The organism is Ruegeria sp. YKSF57 (genome assembly GCF_059612585.1).
Window position 1 is genome coordinate 57593 of sequence record NZ_JBXWQW010000026.1, and the last position, 15923, is coordinate 73515.

The 15923-nt window shown below is 60.4% G+C and carries 17 protein-coding genes; 10 read left to right on the forward strand and 7 right to left on the reverse strand.

Translation table 11 applies throughout. The features are described from left to right. Positions 1-11 precede the first annotated feature (11 nt). On the forward strand, positions 12-413 hold the full coding sequence (locus AC2FLX_RS12680) for a DUF1499 domain-containing protein (RefSeq protein WP_480750514.1): 402 nt from the start codon (positions 12-14) through the stop codon (positions 411-413). Here the strand turns inward: AC2FLX_RS12680 and AC2FLX_RS12685 are convergent. Continuing rightward, on the reverse strand, positions 354-641 hold the full coding sequence (locus tag AC2FLX_RS12685) for a hypothetical protein (RefSeq protein ID WP_480750515.1): 288 nt from the start codon (positions 639-641) through the stop codon (positions 354-356). The genes AC2FLX_RS12680 and AC2FLX_RS12685 overlap by 60 nt on opposite strands. Before the next feature lie 62 nt (positions 642-703). Here AC2FLX_RS12685 and prfA point away from each other — a divergent pair, with 62 nt between their 5' ends. From prfA to AC2FLX_RS12705, 4 genes are all read left to right on the forward strand, one after another. Further along, a complete protein-coding gene (gene prfA, locus AC2FLX_RS12690; protein WP_496810130.1) occupies positions 704-1759 on the forward strand; it encodes a peptide chain release factor 1 in 1056 nt (351 codons plus the stop codon). Between the two features lie 26 nt (positions 1760-1785). Then, positions 1786-2601: a peptide chain release factor N(5)-glutamine methyltransferase gene (gene prmC, locus AC2FLX_RS12695; protein WP_496744453.1), complete on the forward strand. Its 816-nt coding sequence runs from the start codon at positions 1786-1788 to the stop codon at positions 2599-2601. 240 nt (positions 2602-2841) lie between these two features. Then, the gene (locus AC2FLX_RS12700) at positions 2842-3453 is read left to right on the forward strand and encodes a DUF4167 domain-containing protein (protein WP_496810129.1); all 612 of its coding nucleotides are present in this window, start codon (positions 2842-2844) and stop codon (positions 3451-3453) included. A gap of 189 nt (positions 3454-3642) precedes the next feature. Continuing rightward, entirely contained in the window at positions 3643-5220 is a 1578-nt protein-coding gene (locus AC2FLX_RS12705) for a trimethylamine methyltransferase family protein (protein WP_496807631.1), read from the forward strand. Positions 5221-5222: 2 nt separating this feature from the next. On the opposite strand, the gene rsmA is transcribed toward AC2FLX_RS12705, so the two are convergent. From rsmA to lptG, 5 genes are all read right to left on the reverse strand, one after another. Further along, positions 5223-6062, reverse strand: a complete 840-nt coding sequence (gene rsmA / locus AC2FLX_RS12710; protein WP_496744389.1) for a 16S rRNA (adenine(1518)-N(6)/adenine(1519)-N(6))-dimethyltransferase RsmA — start codon at positions 6060-6062, stop codon at positions 5223-5225. Between the two features lie 84 nt (positions 6063-6146). Further along, positions 6147-7112 carry a 4-hydroxythreonine-4-phosphate dehydrogenase PdxA gene (pdxA, locus tag AC2FLX_RS12715; protein ID WP_480750518.1) on the reverse strand — a complete coding sequence of 322 codons (966 nt, stop codon included), beginning with the start codon at positions 7110-7112 and terminating at the stop codon, positions 6147-6149. After that, on the reverse strand, positions 7109-8347 hold the full coding sequence (locus AC2FLX_RS12720) for a peptidylprolyl isomerase (protein WP_496810119.1): 1239 nt from the start codon (positions 8345-8347) through the stop codon (positions 7109-7111). Before AC2FLX_RS12720 ends, pdxA begins: the two co-directional genes overlap by 4 nt. 2 nt (positions 8348-8349) lie before the next feature. Then, positions 8350-10515 (reverse strand): LPS-assembly protein LptD, encoded by a 2166-nt coding sequence (locus AC2FLX_RS12725; RefSeq protein WP_496810118.1) that lies wholly within the window; start codon positions 10513-10515, stop codon positions 8350-8352. Beyond that, positions 10515-11615, reverse strand: coding sequence for an LPS export ABC transporter permease LptG (gene lptG, locus AC2FLX_RS12730; RefSeq protein ID WP_480750521.1), 1101 nt, complete (start codon positions 11613-11615; stop codon positions 10515-10517). The genes AC2FLX_RS12725 and lptG overlap by 1 nt, the downstream gene beginning before the upstream one ends. A gap of 225 nt (positions 11616-11840) precedes the next feature. On the opposite strand from lptG, the gene AC2FLX_RS12735 reads away from it, so the two are divergent. The 5 genes from AC2FLX_RS12735 to AC2FLX_RS12755 all read left to right on the forward strand — a co-directional run bounded on the left by AC2FLX_RS12735 (position 11841) and on the right by AC2FLX_RS12755 (position 15352). Further along, positions 11841-13319: a leucyl aminopeptidase gene (locus AC2FLX_RS12735; RefSeq protein ID WP_496810117.1), complete on the forward strand. Its 1479-nt coding sequence runs from the start codon at positions 11841-11843 to the stop codon at positions 13317-13319. A gap of 2 nt (positions 13320-13321) precedes the next feature. Continuing rightward, on the forward strand, positions 13322-13780 hold the full coding sequence (locus AC2FLX_RS12740; RefSeq protein WP_480750523.1) for a DNA polymerase III subunit chi: 459 nt from the start codon (positions 13322-13324) through the stop codon (positions 13778-13780). A 50-nt stretch (positions 13781-13830) separates the two neighbouring features. Further along, positions 13831-14619, forward strand: a complete 789-nt coding sequence (gene budA / locus AC2FLX_RS12745; RefSeq protein WP_496810116.1) for an acetolactate decarboxylase — start codon at positions 13831-13833, stop codon at positions 14617-14619. Positions 14620-14736: 117 nt separating this feature from the next. Further along, positions 14737-15141: a hypothetical protein gene (locus AC2FLX_RS12750; RefSeq protein WP_496810115.1), complete on the forward strand. Its 405-nt coding sequence runs from the start codon at positions 14737-14739 to the stop codon at positions 15139-15141. Next, entirely contained in the window at positions 15113-15352 is a 240-nt protein-coding gene (locus tag AC2FLX_RS12755) for a tetratricopeptide repeat protein (protein ID WP_496810114.1), read from the forward strand. Before AC2FLX_RS12750 ends, AC2FLX_RS12755 begins: the two co-directional genes overlap by 29 nt. Positions 15353-15689: 337 nt before the next feature. Here the strand turns inward: AC2FLX_RS12755 and AC2FLX_RS12760 are convergent. Continuing rightward, the coding region (locus tag AC2FLX_RS12760) for a retropepsin-like aspartic protease family protein (RefSeq protein ID WP_496875440.1) at positions 15690-15923 on the reverse strand (234 nt) is incomplete at its 5' end.

Sequence of the window (15923 nt, forward strand, 5' to 3'; positions counted from 1 at the left end):
TGAGACTGAGGATGGTGGTATTCTGGCTGGTGGCGGCTGTGATGGTTGCAGGATTCGGATATATCCGTCTTGCCCCGTCCGACCCGGCACAGTGGCACGTGGAGCCGGTAGGGGATGTGGACCGGACGTTCAAGGCGGGGGTGTTGCGGGTCGTCGAAACCGGGCCGGATGGACTGTCGCGTCTGGATGCCATTGCGCGGGCGACGCCGCGCACAGGCGTATTGATCGGGTCCGTGGAGGAGGGGATGGTAACTTACATCACTCGCACCCGAGTGTTCGGATTTCCGGATTACACAACCGTGCAGCAGGATGGCGACACTTTGCGCATTCATGCGCGGCTGCGGTTCGGGGGCTCAGATCTTGGGGTAAACCAGAAGCGGGTTGAAGAATGGCTTGGGCGGTTGCAACCCTGACGACAAACACCCCTCCTGCACTTCGCGCCACATTGGTACGTTCAGCGACATCTGGCATTGCGCCATGAACATGCGGCCATCCACCTGCAGGCAAATCATCTCGCCCAGTTCGACCCGGCTGCCCTTGCTGTCGGTGCAATAGCAATCCTGCACCTTGCCGCCGGGTCCGACGACATCGGCCCATGCGGGCGTGGCCAGCAGGCCAATCAGGATCAGCAAACGTTTCATGTCCCGAGTTTAGCACGGCTTGGGCTCTTGACCAGAGGCCTGGGATGATAGACACCGCCGCAATGGTCCCAGAAGAACGCCTTGAACAGATTACGCAGCGATTCCAGTATCTCGAAGCCGCCATGTCGGATGGCGCCTCGGGCGGGAATATCGCTGTTCTCGCCAAGGAGTATTCCGATCTGAAACCGGTGGTAGAGCAGATCATGGCGTGGCGGCAGCTGGTGAATGACTTGGCCGAGGCCGAGTCGATGTTGGCGGACCCGGACATGAAGGATCTGGCCGAGGAGGAAATTTCAGTTCTTCAAGCACGTATTCCCGAGGCCGAACATGCGTTGCAATTGGCGCTTTTGCCCAAGGACGAGGCCGATGTTCGGCCCGCGATACTAGAGATCAGGCCAGGAACCGGAGGGGATGAGGCGGCGCTGTTTGCCGGTGATCTGTTGCGAATGTACCAGCGATATGCCGAGGCACGGGGTTGGAGGCTCGAGATCATCGAAGAGCACGAGACCGAACTGGGCGGCATCAAGGAAGTGGTGGCCCATATCAAGGGCGACAACGTCTTTGCGCGGCTCAAGTACGAATCCGGCGTGCATCGGGTGCAGCGGGTGCCCGAGACGGAAAGCGGTGGGCGTATCCATACTTCGGCGGCTACGGTGGCGGTGTTGCCCGAGGCCGAGGATGTGGACATCCAGATCGACGCGAACGACATCCGCATCGACACCATGCGCAGTTCTGGTGCGGGCGGTCAGCATGTGAACACTACCGATTCGGCGGTACGGATCACGCACTTGCCGACCGGCATCGTGGTGACAAGTTCTGAGAAATCGCAACACCGCAACCGCGAGATCGCGATGCAGGTGCTCAAAACGCGACTGTACGATCTGGAGCGTCAGCGCATAGACAGCGAACGCTCAGCCAACCGCGCCAGCCAGGTGGGGTCAGGCGACCGGTCGGAGCGCATCCGGACCTACAACTTTCCGCAGGGTCGGATGACCGATCACCGGATCAACCTGACGCTCTACAAACTGGATCAGGTGATGCAGGGCGATCTGGATGAGGTGATCGACGCGTTGACCGCCGACGATCAGGCGCGGCTTTTGGCGGAGATGGCGCAGTGACCGGCTTACAGACAGCGGCGCAGGCCATGGTGGCTGCTACCGCGCGGTTGCGGGCGGCGGGCGTGGCCGATCCGGCGCGCGACGCGCGGCTTTTGCTGGCCCATGCGGCGCGGATTGAAGCGAGCCGGGTAACGCTGATTGCCCCTGACGAACTGTCGCCGGAAATATCGGACCGCTACGAGCAGTTGATCTCGCTGCGGGCCATCCGGGTACCGGTGTCGCATCTGCTGGGCGAGCGGGATTTCTACGGCCGTCGGTTCAAGGTCAGCCGTGATGTGCTGGACCCGCGTCCGGAAACCGAGACATTGGTCGAGGTGGCTCTCAGCGAGCCGTTCGACCGGGTATTGGATCTGGGGGTCGGGTCGGGCTGCATTTTGGTGACGCTGTTGGCCGAACGGCCAAGCGCCATGGGCGTGGGCGTCGATGTGAGCGAAGCCGCTTGCCTGCAGGCCAGTGCCAACGCAGTGATGCACCGTGTGCAGGATCGGGCGGGCATTATTCAATCCGATTGGTTCGGGCGCGTCGGCGGGACGTTCGACTTGATCGTGTCTAATCCGCCTTATATCGCCCTGGATGAGATGGAAGGCCTGTCGGCAGAAGTGCGCGAGCATGAACCACGCCTTGCCCTGACCGACGAGGGCGACGGGTTGGGCGCCTATCGGCGGATCGCTGCGGGCGCGCCGGATTACCTGTTGCCCGGTGGACGGATTTTAGTAGAGATCGGCCCGACACAAGCGCGGCAGGTGAGCACCCTGTTCGATGCAGCCGGGCTGGCGGATATCCGCGCCATTCCGGATCTCGATGGCCGAGATCGTGTGATTTCGGCCCGTTCGCCGATCTAGATGTGGCAAAAAGGGCCGAAAAACGCTTGTTGGGATAAAAAAGCCGCGAAATTCGCCGATCCCCTCTTGTCTGTGCCGTCAGGACGTGTTTACTCAGGGATGTCGATGAGGTTGACGCTTTCTCAGCTCGCCTCCGACAATAAGCCCAAAAAAGTCGACTTCTCGTCACATCAAAAGGCCTCGGAAAGGCATAAGTTACGGGTTGATCGGCAGCGAAGTACAAGGCTGACGTTAGATAAAATGAGATCTTCCAAATCCCGCTCGCGGGCGAAGAATAACCGCAACCGTCCTACTGGCGGTAATGTTGTCAATCGGGTGTTCGACAGTTCCGGACCCGAAGGAAAAGTGCGTGGTACGCCGCAGCAGATCATCGACAAGTACAACCAGTTGGCCCGTGATGCGCAACTGGGTAATGACCGGGTTGCGGCCGAGAATTTCCAGCAGCACGCCGAGCACTATCTGCGTATGTTGGGCGAAGCCCAGCGCGAGATCGATGCGCGTCGCGAGGAGCAGGAGCGGCAGAACCGCGAGCGGCAGGCCGAGCGCGACCGCGAACGCGCCGAGCGTCAGGAGCGCGAGGCCGCGACACAACAAGCGGATCCGGCACAGACACCGCAGCCAGATGTTCTGGACTTGAGCGAGACCGGCGCGGGTGAGGACCATGGTCTGGTCGAAACGCCGGAGAGCAAGCCGAGGGCGAAAAGAGCCGAGAAAGCGGAAGCGGGGGAAGAACCCAAGCCCAAAAAGGCGCCGCGTCGCCCACGCGTAAAGAAACAGCCTGAAGAGGTCGCAACGTCCGAGTCGGGTCAGCCTTCGCCAAACGATGGTGGGCCGGCTGAAGCCGCAGAATAATTCGATCTGTCAGGATTGGAAGAGCGCCGTTCCGGTTGCGGGGCGGCGCCTTTCTTTTACCGTGATGTCAGCGGGCAATTGACTGATGCGTTCGACATTCCTAATCTCGCGCAGCTCAAGTCGGCAGGCAGTGAGCTTAATCGGTGTGTGCCATAACGCCCTGGAACTTCCATTTTTCGGGATCAAGTTATGGAAACAGATATCAGAACCCCCACCCGTCGTAACCGCCGTCGGTCTACCCCTGCGCCTGAAATCAAGGCACCCGGCGCCTTTCAGCTATCGCCTGCCTCCCTGGCCGGGACGCGATTCGGTTTTCTGAGCGATGCTGAGATCGAGGTGATGCGCGCCCGCAGCCTCGACCTGCTTGCGGATTATGGCGTGGTCGTCATCCACCCCAAAGCGCGCGAGGCACTGTTGGCCGCAGGTGCGACGCAAGGCCGGGATGCCGACCGGTTGCGCTTTCCCCGCGAACTGGTCGAGGAGGCGTTGACCGCCGCGCCTCGCGCGTTCACGCTGGCCGGAAAGACCCGCGAACTGGACCTGCCCATTCCGCGTGCCGATGGCGGGTTCATTATGCGCACTGGCACCGGCGCGCACGGTTATGTCGATCCCCGAGATTCGCGCTATCGCAATCTGGACCTCAAGGCAGTGCGTGAGATGGCTGCTGTGGCAAGCGGCCTTGATCAGGTCGGCTTCATCGCCCATCCTTTTGTGCATGGCGTGCCCGAGGTGACTTCGGACGTACATTCCTTTGCCGAGATGGTGTCGCACACCAACAAACATTGCTGGATGCAACCCTATGGCAAGGAGAACATCGAGTTCCTGCTGAAGGTGGCGGCAATTGCTGCAGGGGGTGAGGACACGCTGCGCAGGTATCCGATCACCTCGGTGATCACCTGTTCCTTTTCGCCACTGGAATTCAAGTACATGGATACCGAAGTGATCCTGCAGGCTGGTGCTTTGGGCTTGCCGCTGCATGCCTGTTCCCTGCCTTCGGCGGGGGGAACGGCACCCCTGACCTCGGCGGGGCTGGTGCTGATGGCGGCTGCCGAGATCCTGTCGATGCTGACGGTGGCGCATGTTTTGGTTCCAGGAACGCCGGTCATCGCGGTGCCGCTGATGTTCACATTGGATATGCGGACCGGCTCGGCGCTGCAATCCTGCCCTGAGTCGATTCAGGCCGCTTCGATGGCGGTTCAGTTGATGCGGTATGGGTTCGACCTGCCGACACATACCTATGGATCGGGGTCGGACACGCCGGATGCGGATCATCAATCGATGGCGGAACGAGCGCTGATCACGCAAACGGTCGCAACCTCTGGGGCCGATATTCTGGGCGGCGTCGGACAACTGGAGTGTGCCACCGTGTTCAGCCCGGTTCAGGCCGTTCTGGATGACGAGATTGGGGCGATGGTGCGACGGTTCATGCAGCCGGTCGAGATTAACGCGGAAAGCCTGAACTGGGACGAGATGCTGAAGGTGCGCGCAGGTGGCCATTTCCTGGATAGTACCCACACACTGGCGCTGTGCCGGGATCAGCATCAACCGGATGTCTTCTTGCGGCAGGGGCGCGACGATTACGAGAAATCGGGCCGCCGCACCGCGTTCGAGGTGGCCCGCGACAAGGCGCTGGCCGCGATCGGTTCAACCCCAGAAGGCGGCGTGTTGAGCGAGGAGCAGCGACGCGAAATCGCCGAAGTGGTCGAAGCGGCGGACCGGTTCATCGTGGATGCGGTGCATCACGGCGGCGGAACGCAGGTGATCTGAGGCTATTTCGCGATTTCCCGTGCCAGTGCGCAGAACGCCTCAATCGAGACCTGTTCTGCGCGTTCGGTAGGTTGGATGCCCGCCGCCAATAAACGATCTTCGATATCAGGGGCGGCGCCCTTGAGCGAGGCGCGCAGCATCTTGCGGCGCTGGTTAAAGGCTGCGGCGACGACGCGCGACAGTGTGGCGGCATCGGCGGGAAAGCGCGGTTCGGGCAGGGCGGTCAGATGCACCACCGCGCTTGAGACCTTGGGCGGTGGCGTGAAGGCACCGGGGGGTAGGGACATTGCGATGCGCGCCTCGGATCGCCATTGGGCAAGGATGGCTAAGCGGCCATAGGCCTTGCCTCCGGGCTGGGCGACAATGCGCTCGGCCACTTCGCGTTGGAACATCAGGGTCAGGCTCTGCCAGAAGGGCGGCCATTCCGGAGGGGTCAACCAACGCACCAGTAGTTCGGTGCCGATATTGTAGGGCAGGTTGGCAGTGATGCGGATTGGCGGGGTCAGGTGTTGCAGCGGATCGATTTCGAGCGCGTCGCCATTGATGATGTCGAGGCGATCCGGATAAACAGTGGCGATCTCGTTGAGTGCGGCAATGCAGCGGGTGTCTTTTTCGACCGCAACCACCTTGCGCGCGCCCTCAGAAAGCAGCCCGCGGGTCAGGCCACCCGGGCCGGGCCCGATTTCCAGCACGTCGCAGTCGGTCAGGTTTCCAGCCTGACGCGCGATCTTGGCGGTGAGGTTCAGATCAAGCAGAAAGTTTTGGCCCAGCGATTTGCGGGCCGACAGTTGGTGCTTGGCGATAACTTCGCGCAGCGGGGGGAGGGGGTCGATTGCACTCATGATCCGGTTACCGTGGCGCGGAATGGAGGGGATGCGCCAGAGAATTCTTGCCTGCGGCGGGGATATTTCCAGCCACGTGAAGGATCAAGGTTTTTGTGCCATGCGTTGGGCAAGTTTCAGGGCTTCGATCAAGCTGGAGGGGGTGGCAATGCCCTGTCCTGCGATATCGAAGGCGGTACCATGATCGGGAGAGGTGCGGATGAAAGGCAGGCCAAGCGTGACGTTCACACCGCGGTCGAAATCGAGCGTCTTGATCGGGATCAGGGCCTGATCGTGGTACATGGCGATGGCCGCGTCATAGCGCGCCCGCGCGGCGGCGTGGAACATCGTGTCGGCCGGGTGCGGCCCTGTCAGGGTCATATCTTCCGATTGCATTTCGGCAATCAGTGGCGCGATCCAGTCCAGCTCCTCGCGCCCCATGGCACCGCTTTCACCAGCATGGGGGTTGAGACCCGCCACTGCAATACGGGGATGCGCGATTCCGAACTGGGTTCGCAACCCCTGGGCCGTGATAGCGATGGTGTCACGCAGCAGATCGGCGGTCAGGCGAGTAGGAACATCTGCCAGAGCGATGTGGATCGTCGCCGGAACAACACGGAGCTGGTCGCTGGCCAGCATCATCACCACGCGGTCGCGGGCCGCGAGGGCGGCGAGAAATTCGGTATGACCGGGATAGGCAAACCCGGCCCCGTCGATCAGTGCCTTCTTGTGAATTGGCGCCGTGCAGAGAGCAGATGCCGCACCGGATAAAACCAGAGAGACCGCCCTTTCGATGGCGGAAATCACGCCGGAGGCGTTGGCCGGTTCCGGCTGGCCGGGGCGTGCCGGGGCCGCAAAAGGCAGGGTCAGCACCGGCAGCGCCGTGGCGCAGGCGCTTGCGGTCTCGGCGGGATCGGAGATTTCGGCGACCGGTGTGCCGGTGGGTAGGTGCGACGGATCGCCGATCCAGAAGAACGGGCAGGTATCGCGTAACCGGTCCCAGGCCTTGGCGGCAATCTCGGGGCCTATGCCCGAAGGTTCGCCGCAGCTCAGGGCAATCGGCGCGCTCATTGTTCGATGATATGGGCGTCGGCGCGCAACTGCTCCAGCAGGCTGTCGGCAAAGGCTTGCAGACGTTGTTGCGCCAGCGCGTTTGCCACATCCTGACGCGAGACGTCCGCGCCAAAATCCTGCACACGGTTGCACAGCATTAGGAAGATCAGCGTCTGCCCGTTGTTGCGGGTCAGCGCAGTAGAGCTTTCGCCGGGATCGAGACGAGCCAGTTCCAGCGCGATGTCGCGCGGGATTTCGGAGGGACTCGCCGAAACGCGGTCAAGCACCTCGGACGGTTGACCCAGCGCCTTGGCGTAGAGGTCATCGCAGGTATCTATGCTCTCGCGAAGCTCGGCCGCAGTCTGGAGGGTTTCGGGGCTGCGTCCGCCCGCCAGATAGTAGGCGGCATAGTCGATCTTGGCGTAGTTCGGCGTTCCGCTGGCGGCCTCGCGGATGCCGCGCATCTGGAACAGGGCGATGGCGTTGGGTAGCGTAACCGGCTCTGTGATGTCGCCGGGATTGAGCGCCAGAATCACGGGCTGTAACGCCGGCGGAAGGTTGTTGAGAGGCAGCCAGTCGAGCCGCCCGCCATTGTTGCGCGTGTCGGATGCGGAATATTGCGTGGCGGCAGTGGAAAAGGCGTCGTAGTTGTCAAGCTGCGAAATCTGCAGCGCCAGATCCTCGGCTTGGGCGAGGGTCTGCTGATTGACCGGGATGATGATTTCCGACAGCAGGACCTGCAGGCCACCGGTGCTGGAATTTCCCATTGCGCGGTCGATCTCGTCGTCGGAGGGGCGTGCACGGGAGATGTAGCGTGCGCTGATATAGTCGCGCCATTCCAGCTGATTCTTGATAAAATCACGGACGGTTTCAGGAGCGATGCCCTGATCGCCCAGAAGTTTCAAAAATTCCTCGGAGGACAACTGCCCGCGCGAAGCGAACTCGTCGATCCCAACCTGAACATCTTCGGGTGCAATCTCGATCCCGGCGTCCTTGATAGCCTGGCGCCGAAGCCTGTCGTCTATCAGGGTTTTGCGAACCTCCTCCTCGGACGATCCAGGAATACCCAAAAGCTCCATGAACCGCATCCTCTGGTCCAACTCGTACCAGGTCACCACGTCCTGATTGACCTTGATGGCGGGGGCGAACAGGCTTTGCGCGGAGGTGTCTCCAGGTAGCAGCACGGCGGCTGAGACCAGCGCCGGGATCATTGATTTCAGCCAGCGCATCAGTGGTCGTGTCGGAATACTCATATTCAAGTGCATGTTCGCCTGTATGTCTTGTTCCCGCCTTCAACCGCGTAACCAGTCAGGGCAACGGTAAACCCGAAATCGGTCGTGGGCTCAATACTCGATGTTTCGGTAAAGCGCCGCCTGACGGAGAAGTTAACGGTTACGCATTCGTTCTGATAGGCCAATCCGAACCCGGCGTTGATTGCGCGCGAGTCGTTGATGTCATACCGGATTTCGGCACGGGTGGTCCAGTTCTGGGACAGAATGTAGCGACCATTGAGCCAGACCTCGGAAATTGCCTGATCTCGGTCTTCCTGCGGGTCGCGTCCCAGCCAGACATATGTTCCGGTCAATCCCCCGCGATCCGCCCGCCAGTCGCCCCGCAGTTCCACTTTGTCAAAGTTGAACTGGCCGTTCAGCAGACCACGGGCGGTCAGGGACCAGCCGTTGTCGGATCTGATCTGACCGGCCATGAGTAAATCGGACGTGACGCCATCCAGACCGGAGGTCTTGGAAAAACGAGGATCGGCGGGGTCGCGGAACACGCCGCCGAGTGTTGCGTAGGTCTGCCATCCGCGCGGGTCATACATTGCCCAGTTCAAGCCGAGAACGGCGGTGGTTCCGTCCTCGCGCTGGTCATCTGCGGGAAAACGCGACAGCGACAGCAGGTTGCCCTGGTCGAATTCGACGAACTGGCTTTCGTCGTTTGGCACGTCACTGTCCGAGACGTTGGTCCATCCGATTTGGGCGATTGGTTCGAGGGTCTGAGTGACGCCGGAGGCGGTAACCAGAGACATCGGATAACGCAGGGTCAGAGCCGTGCGTGGGGTGATACGGGTCACCTCGCTGGGGAAGGTGCTGTCGTCCCAGATGCGGAACTTGTCTGCTGCTGCGCCGATTTGCCAGTCGGCGCGCAAGCCATTGCGGAATATCCATGACCGGAACCATTCAGCGTCAAACGTCGCGCTGGCCACATCGCGCCCTACGACATCCTCGGTGCTGGTGCGCTGGTGCCCGTGGCCATCAAATGCCAGACGCACCTCACCGCCGATCGCGGCTGGAAAGAAACGCTGTTCGAAATTCACGTCAAAAATGCGCGAAGGGATGTCGTCCTGATTCTCGCTTTCGCGCAGCGTCTTGTAGTGGATGAAGCTCGTGCGAAAGGCTTTGTCGCGTTTGATCTTTTCCAGTGCGATTTCACTGCGCAGGCGGTCAAGATCGGGAAGGCCGTAATCGACAAGATAGGCGTCATCGGATACCGCCTTAAGATCGAAGGTCAGGCGATAGTCGTTCCAGACTGAAAAGGCGCCGCCTGCGAAGAGGTAACCGCGAGCCTCGCCGGGGTACAGATCGTCGTCTGTTTGTGCGCCTTCAATCACGATCCGACCGTTCTTGAAGGCCTGGCGATAACGGTATCCAAGCGTGCGCGTACGTGGCGACAGATATGGCGTCAGCGTCAGGTCCTTATGATCGCCAAGTTTGAAGAAATAAGGAACCTTGATGCCGGTTTCGAGTTGCGATGTCGTGCGGATAGACGGCACCAGAAACCCGGTCGCGCGCTCCAGCGTAGGGTCGGGCAGGCGCAAGGCAGGAAAGTAAAAAACCGGCACGTCGAGAATGCGCAGTTGGGCGTTTTCGAAATATAGCTGCCGTTCAAGCTGGTCATGCGTGATCTTTTGTGCGCGGATCTGCCACAGGGGCGGTTTGCCGTCGTCGCAGACCTGACACGAGGTGGCCGAGGTTTTGTAGAGCTGGGTATACCGCCCGCCAACGCGGGTCATTTGCTGTGCGGCAAGCTGAATCTGTTGTTCGAAAACCAAACGGGCGCCTTGCAGCAGACCGTTCTGCATGCCCTCATCCAGTTCGGCCGCATCCGCCAGAATCGTGATCGAGCCGCCTTGATCAATGCGTATGGGGCCTTCGATCGAAAGCTGGCCGGTGGTGCGGTCGAAGGTGATCTTACGGGCGCGCAGGCGCACCTCGCCTTGATAGGCCTCGACATTGCCTTCGGCGACAAGCTGGCGGTCAGCGGTGATAAAGACCCGATCGGCCACCAGCAAAGCGGGTTGCACCTTGGGTTGTTCGCTCGTCTGGTCGGAAACCGGCCCGCTGCTGGTCTGCGCCTGCGCGTAGTGATACGGACAGATCAGGGACATGCCGGCAACGAATGCCGGAAAGAAGTACCGCATCAGCCGTCCTCCGCGTGCAGGAGCAGGCCGATGGACAGCAGGATCGAGGCAACCGGCGGAGCCCATGCAGCGAGCAGAACCGGAAGCTGGCCGTTCTGTCCCAGTATCTGGGCAAAGTTGCGCATGAAATAGAGTGCAAAACCCAACAAAACTGCTGTCAGAACCGAAATGCCGGTACCGCCAAAGCGGACATGGCGCATTGTGAAGACCGCACCAACCAGAACCATAGAAATCAGGAATAGCGGACGTGCCAACTGGGCATGCAGCCACACTTCGTATTGCTTTGTCGAGAAACCGGCCTGACGCAGATCGCGGATCAGTTGAGGCAGATCGTACACTGAGATCGTGTCCTGTTGGCCGAGCGTGTCGAGAATGCGGTCTTGCGTCAGCGTGGTTGGGATTTCCAGGCGTTCGTGAACCGCGGCGTTGACCTCGGGGTTGAGTCCCGAAATGAGCGGCCAGGCCTTGGCGTTTTCCAGAACCCATGCCCGGTCGGACAAACGGGCACTATCGGCCACGATCTGGCGAATGGGTATGCCCGCGTTGGAATAGGTCAGAATGGTGACGTCGAGCAGGGTGAATCCGCCCAGCGTCTCGGTTCCCGTAGCGTGAATCACCGATTGCCCTGTTTCTGAACCTTGGCGTAGCCACAGACCTTCGCGGCTGATCGACAGGGCAGAGGCGCCGTCGCTTCGGTACCCTTCGGCGAGGCGCTGATACTTTTCGGCGGTTGCGGCGACGATCGGATTCAGCATGCCCACACTCAGCAGACCGATGACAACGGCGACAAATACCGGTGCGGCCAGGGCTCGAATTCCGGACCTGCCAATGGCACGGGTGACCACCAGTTCCGAGCTGCGTGCCAGTCCGATGAACAGAACGATGGTCGACAGGATCATCAAAAGTGGCAGCATCTCGTTGATGGCGGCTGGTGTGTTCAGAAGGGTGAGCTGTAAAAGCTGTCCGAAGCTCAGCCCGTAATCCTCGAACCGGCGCACCTGCTCGATCATGTCGATCAGCATGATCAGCGTCAGAAACACCATTCCGATAAACAGAAAGCTTTGCACAAAACGGCGTGCGAAATAGCGGTCGAGGATCACTGTGTCTGCTCCGCCGTTCGATTCGACGGAATCGGGGGAAGGAAGCCAGAACAACACATCAAGCGCGACAGCATATGTCTGCTGTATCGAGTCACTGTGATCCCCCGGAACCTGCCAGTCGTTTTCCGGGGACCATAGTCGAATTGAAAGGCGGGGAAAACTGCTATCTGGTCATCCTGCCCGCAGCGCGTTACCTCTGGGCGGAAAGATGTTGAGGAGAGCCAAATGAGCAGTCTGACCCCGATCCGTTTTCAGCCCACTGACCTGGACGCGATGGTCGAAGCAGGCGGGCGGGTGGCGATTATTGTGCCGCCCGAGGGCAAGATGAGCCCTGCAGTGCGGCGTGCTAACCGACTGACCAAGGGCGCGGTGGCGCGGCTGATCGAAAGCGAACGGTTCGAAAAGGCTAAAGCGGGGCAGGTTTTTTCGATGGCTTGGCCCAGTGGCATGAAGGCAGAGGCACTGGACGTGCTGGTGTTGTCGCGCCGACCGGATGCGGATCAGGCGCGTAAGGCTGGGGCCGATCTTGCCAAGGCGGCGAATGGAAAATCCCTGCTGGTGATGGCGGGCAATCAGGTGCGTATCGAGGATCTGGCAATGGGTCTTGCGCTGCGCAGCTACAGTTTTGACGCGCACAAATCGGACGATCCGGAAAACCCCAGCGAGCAGGGCGAGATCACCATCTGCCATGGCAAACCGGAGGAGGCCGAGGCCGCTTTCGCACCGCTGCGGTCGGTGGCCGAAGGGGTTCTGATGACCCGCGATCTGACCAACGAGCCTGCGAATGTGCTTACTACCACCGAATTCGCCAATCGTCTGAAAGAGATGGAGGCGCTGGGTCTGGAGGTCGAGGTTCTGGACGAGGAACAACTGGCCGAGCTGGGAATGCGCACGCTGTTGAGCGTGGGGCAAGGCTCGGACAGCCCGTCGAAGGTCGTGGTTATGCAATGGAAAGGCGGCGACAATAACGACGCGCCGCTGGCGCTGGTCGGAAAGGGCGTGGTGTTCGACACCGGTGGCATCTCGCTGAAACCTGCCGCGGGCATGGAAGAGATGACCATGGACATGGCGGGCGCGGGCGTTGTGGCGGGCACTATGCGCGCGCTGGCGCTGCGCAAAGCCAAGGCGAACGTCGTGGGACTTGTCGGTCTGGTCGAGAACATGCCCTCGGGCCGTGCAACGCGCCCCGGTGACGTGATCAGATCGATGAAGGGCGACACGGTCGAGATCATCAATACCGATGCCGAGGGTCGCCTGGTTCTGTGTGACGTGATGTGGTACGCGCAGGAGCGCTTCAACCCGGTGGGGATGATTGATCTTGCGACCCTGACAGGGGCGATCATCATCGGATTGGGGCACGAGAATGCGGGCGTGTTTTCCAACAATGACATGCTGTGCAACGCGTTCCTCCGTGCAGCAGAGGCCGAGGATGAGGGCGCGTGGCGGATGCCTTTGGACAAGGCCTATGACGAGATGCTCAAGTCTCAGATCGCCGACATGAAGAACGTGGGCGGGCGCCCGGCGGGGTCGATCACGGCGGCGCAGTTCCTTCAGCGCTTCGTCAAGGATGAAACGCCTTGGATTCACCTCGATATTGCCGGGGTGGCGTCCGTGTCCAAGGAAACGTCTTATGCCCCCAAGGGCGCAACAGGGTGGGGCGTTCGGGCGCTCAGCCGGTTGATACAGGACCATTTCGAGCAATAATCATGGGGGCCGCCTATTTCTATCACCTGACCAGACGCCCCTTGGAGGAGACCTTGCCGGTGCTCCTCAACAAAGCGCGGCAGGCCGGGTGGCGGATCTCGGTGCGTGGTACCGACAAGGGGCGGCTTGACTGGCTGGACGAGAAACTGTGGCTGGGACCGGAAGAGTCGTTCCTGCCGCATGGTGTGTCGGGCGGGCCGCATGACGCAATGCAACCCGTTTTGCTTACGACCGAGCCAGAAGCTGCAAACAACCCGGACTGTGTGATGGCGATTGACGGCGCGAAGGTAGAGCCAGCCGAGGTTGCGGCGCTTGAACGGGTCTGTATCCTGTTCGATGGCACCGACCCGGAGGCGATTGAATGGGCGCGGAGACAGTGGAAGGCGCTGACCGGCGCGGGATGCGCCGCGCAGTACTGGTCGGAAGAATCGGGCCAGTGGGAGAAAAAGGCGGAAGCCTGAAAGCGGATTTCCTGTTAGGCTGGTAGCTCTGAACGCAAAAGGATGTCCTAATGCCACAGGACGAGGAATTGACGTTTGCAGCCGCCGTTGCGGCCCACAATGCAAAGCACGTCTTTCGGCCGCACGACCATCTGCATGAATACTATCAGGCATCGTTGCTGAGCGCGGTGATGCAGGGGGTCTATGACGGCGAATTAACTGTAGACGAATTGTTGCGTCATGGCGATTTCGGACTTGGTACCTTCAACGCGCTGGATGGTGAGATGATCGTGCATGCGGGCGTTGCCTATCGCCTGACCGACGATGGCAGGGCGGCCATCGCACCTGATGATGCGGTGACGCCTTATGCGGCGGTCCTGCCATTCGAGCCGGATGTTGAATTGGTTGTCTCGCAACCGGTCGAAAAGGCTGCGTTCGAAGCTGGACTGGACAAAATCGCGCAGTCGCGCAACCTGTTTTACGCGGTCCGGTTCACGGGCCGGATCGGTCGAGTCGGGTATCGCAATGTCTCGCGCCAGGAGCCGCCCTATCCACCGTTGCTGGAGGTGGTCAAAAATCAGGCCGAGTTCGACTTGCGGGATGTAACGGGTACGATCCTGGGTTTTCGCTGTCCGGATTATGCTGTCGGGATCGGTGTGCCGGGTTATCATCTGCACTTTATTTCCGAGGATTTGAAGACTGGCGGTCACGTGCTGGACTATTCGCTGGTATCGGGACGGTTAGAGATCGACCATACCGCCTCGCTGCATCTGGAACTGCCTGAAACCGGATCGTTTCTGGAAACCGATCTGACACCCGGAGCGGAGGTGTCCGCGATAAGGAAGGCCGAAGGCGGTTGATCCGGCGTCGTGGTCGTTTTGAGAAACCGCGTCCCGTGGTTTGAAAAGAGGCCGTGACGGCGCATGCTTTTGAAAGCAAGCCGTTCGGGGAGCGTTGCTTTTTTTTGTGAGGCGGATTTGGAACGCAGGCTGATTGTGCATTTTATCGATCTGGAGCGGCAAAAGCTGAAGAACATCGAAGGCGAGGTTCACGCCTTTGGGATCGATCCTGATCCGGCGCGGCTGACGGCCGAAACCTTTGAGGTTCTGACCGGAGAGCGGCTGGAAATCCCCGAACAGCCGTCGATTGCGGTTCTGCCCTTGGACAACATGTCCGGTGATGCGAAGCAGGATCTTTTCGCCGATGGTCTGACCGAGGATATCATCACCGCGCTGTCCCATATCGGCGGCCTGTTCGTGATGGCCCGCAACTCCACCTTTGTATGCAAGGGGCGGTCAGTTGATGTACGTCAGGTTGGGCTGGCCGCTGGCCGCTGGGGCGCGGTTTGGGTTCATGGCGAATGCAGGGAGCGCTTTTGCTGAAGCACGCGCTTTGAGCGACAAGCTGTTGGAGCAGAACACCAGTATGGCCGACGCCTACGACTTGCGGGGGTACATCTTGACGAACCAGGGGGATTTCGAAGGTGCGATTGCCAGTCTGAAAAAGGCGGTTGAACTACGCCCGACCGTGTCTCTGTTTCACGCGCGCAGGGCATTGCACATAACTATTGCGGTGAATTCGGGGCGGCGCTGAATAGTATGCGCAAGGTGATGCGGCTGTCGCCCTATTGCCCGGACTGGTATCTGACCCATTTGGGGGGCGTTTATCGTGGCATGGGCGATCTGGAATAGGCTAGAGTTGTTTACAAGCATCTCGAAACACGAATACCCGACAGTTTGTTGTCGCAAGTCCGGCTGGCGGTGATTCATGAGGATTTCGGCGGCTTGAAAGAGGTCGCAAAATGCGTTGCAGCGGTTTTGTCTATCAACCCGCAGTTTTCGGCCAGAAAGTTTGCGGCGCTGACTCCGTTCAAGATTGAAGCGTTGGGCGAGGCGTTTCGGTCTTCGATGTTGAAAGCCGGATTGCCGGACTAGCGCCTTAGGTTAAGCGTTCCGTTAGCAAAGCTCATCTGCGAAAAGCGTTGAAGATAATCCATGCCCAGAAGCGACTGGTCCATGTCCCCCTCGTTCACCCATGCCGAAAGGCCGGTGTCGGAGAAGGGACCGAGAGCGATACTGTCCAGACGCACGGGTGCGGTGCGAACCTGTCCGTTGGCGGTCATGGCGCGGCCGAAATAGTTCAGTCCGTCCAGGTCAATTCCGAC

Bases quoted from the DNA above. Each gene is read 5' to 3' on its own strand.
- pdxA (WP_480750518.1), bottom strand. From the start codon at position 7,112: ATGAGCGCGCCGATTGCCCTGAGCTGCGGCGAACCTTCGGGCATAGGC.
- AC2FLX_RS12700 (WP_496810129.1), top strand. From the start codon at position 2,842: ATGAGATCTTCCAAATCCCGCTCGCGGGCGAAGAATAACCGCAACCGT.
- prmC (WP_496744453.1), top strand. From the start codon at position 1,786: ATGGTGGCTGCTACCGCGCGGTTGCGGGCGGCGGGCGTGGCCGATCCG.
- prfA (WP_496810130.1), top strand. From the start codon at position 704: ATGGTCCCAGAAGAACGCCTTGAACAGATTACGCAGCGATTCCAGTAT.
- AC2FLX_RS12755 (WP_496810114.1), top strand. From the start codon at position 15,113: ATGGCGAATGCAGGGAGCGCTTTTGCTGAAGCACGCGCTTTGAGCGAC.
- AC2FLX_RS12685 (WP_480750515.1), bottom strand. From the start codon at position 641: ATGAAACGTTTGCTGATCCTGATTGGCCTGCTGGCCACGCCCGCATGG.
- AC2FLX_RS12735 (WP_496810117.1), top strand. From the start codon at position 11,841: ATGAGCAGTCTGACCCCGATCCGTTTTCAGCCCACTGACCTGGACGCG.
- AC2FLX_RS12680 (WP_480750514.1), top strand. From the start codon at position 12: ATGGTGGTATTCTGGCTGGTGGCGGCTGTGATGGTTGCAGGATTCGGA.
- AC2FLX_RS12705 (WP_496807631.1), top strand. From the start codon at position 3,643: ATGGAAACAGATATCAGAACCCCCACCCGTCGTAACCGCCGTCGGTCT.
- AC2FLX_RS12740 (WP_480750523.1), top strand. From the start codon at position 13,322: ATGGGGGCCGCCTATTTCTATCACCTGACCAGACGCCCCTTGGAGGAG.
- AC2FLX_RS12725 (WP_496810118.1), bottom strand. From the start codon at position 10,515: ATGCGGTACTTCTTTCCGGCATTCGTTGCCGGCATGTCCCTGATCTGT.
- budA (WP_496810116.1), top strand. From the start codon at position 13,831: ATGCCACAGGACGAGGAATTGACGTTTGCAGCCGCCGTTGCGGCCCAC.
- AC2FLX_RS12720 (WP_496810119.1), bottom strand. From the start codon at position 8,347: ATGAGTATTCCGACACGACCACTGATGCGCTGGCTGAAATCAATGATC.
- rsmA (WP_496744389.1), bottom strand. From the start codon at position 6,062: ATGAGTGCAATCGACCCCCTCCCCCCGCTGCGCGAAGTTATCGCCAAG.